1 protein-coding gene is annotated in these 1,197 nt (G+C 32.9%); it reads right to left on the bottom strand.

Features of this window, described 5'->3' with window-relative positions; all coding sequences use genetic code 11:
• Positions 1–468: 468 nt before the first annotated feature.
• The gene (locus F6K13_RS34070) at positions 469–975 is read right to left on the bottom strand and encodes a hypothetical protein (RefSeq protein WP_124144961.1); all 507 of its coding nucleotides are present in this window, start codon (positions 973–975) and stop codon (positions 469–471) included.
• Positions 976–1,197 lie beyond the last annotated feature (222 nt).

Below are 1,197 nucleotides of genomic sequence, written 5' to 3'. Positions count from 1 at the left end.
GGGCACTTTGACTTGTCCCCAGAGAGTTTATCTTTGGTCAGCTAAGAATAGACGGAGCAACACGGATTTATCCTGTTGCGTAGTATCTGCTTAGAATCCCCTCGACTTTAGCCAGGGGAGTAGTCAATTGCAATCTGCTGTATCTTTAAATTTAAACATGAAGCCTGATATACTATTTATTTACATCTCGTGAAATGTAAAAATACAATTCAAGACTTCAGGGAACAGGGAAAAGTGAAAATTTTTACAGATTTTTTAGTATGGTAAAAAATGATAATCCAGTTTCATAACTCATCTGGAATTTTTATATCTTCATATCTTGCTCATTAATTGTATCTGATTTAGCACTGCCAAATCTTGAAATTTATCTTTTTCTTTTGGGTTTAATACCCTGCCGTCTACACAGTGTTTACAATTGGTTTGGGTTTGAATCCCCGTCCACTTTTTCCAACTTAGGTTCTTCCTTTTTCAAGTAGAAGAATTTTGTGGTGAAATCCTAAGCCATAAATATCGTCCTACTGCTTTTAAATATAACCTGACTGGAAACTGATAATAATCAATGAAAATATTAACGATAATTAGCAAATGAAATAAAAAAGTTAAACCAGTCCAAACTCTTGGTAACCAACACAAAGGAGTACCAGGTATTGGAGGATAAAAGTAAGCCGTTAATCCTATTAATGTTGTTGGTAATATTACAAATGCAACTGCTAATAACTTAATTACCCAGTTCAATTCTACATTAGGATGATCGACTTTCCAATTTCTACCATTCCACCGCCAACTTAAATTAGAAGAACTATCTACTATTTTCAATGATTGCTTTACCAGATCGGCAGTAAAAATATGGTTACAGAAGTTACAAGCAAAAGCATCCATTAAAATCATTGCTGATATCTGGCCATGATAACATACAGGACAAGTATAAACTTCTTCTACACTCAAATCTTTATTGATATTTTGAGAATTACACATATAATTTGCCAGTATAAAGCTATATGGTATAGCAATTTTAAACTTGAACTTCTAAACCGATCTATAATCTGTGATAATTCTTAACTTTTTTCTCAGTTATAGCAGAATAAATAAGGAAGAAGGAAGAAGGAAGAAGGAAGAAGGAAGGGAAAATATTACGTTGTTTGAATTTTAAGCTTTTGATATGTCTGTACTCTTTGCTTCGACTGGTATATCAAATGA

Origin of the sequence: Okeania sp. SIO2B9 (genome assembly GCF_010672505.1) — a bacterium.
GTDB lineage: Bacteria > Cyanobacteriota > Cyanobacteriia > Cyanobacteriales > Microcoleaceae > Okeania > Okeania hirsuta.
Note: the sequence above shows the minus strand (reverse complement) of the source record. Positions and strands in the feature narration are given on the sequence as shown.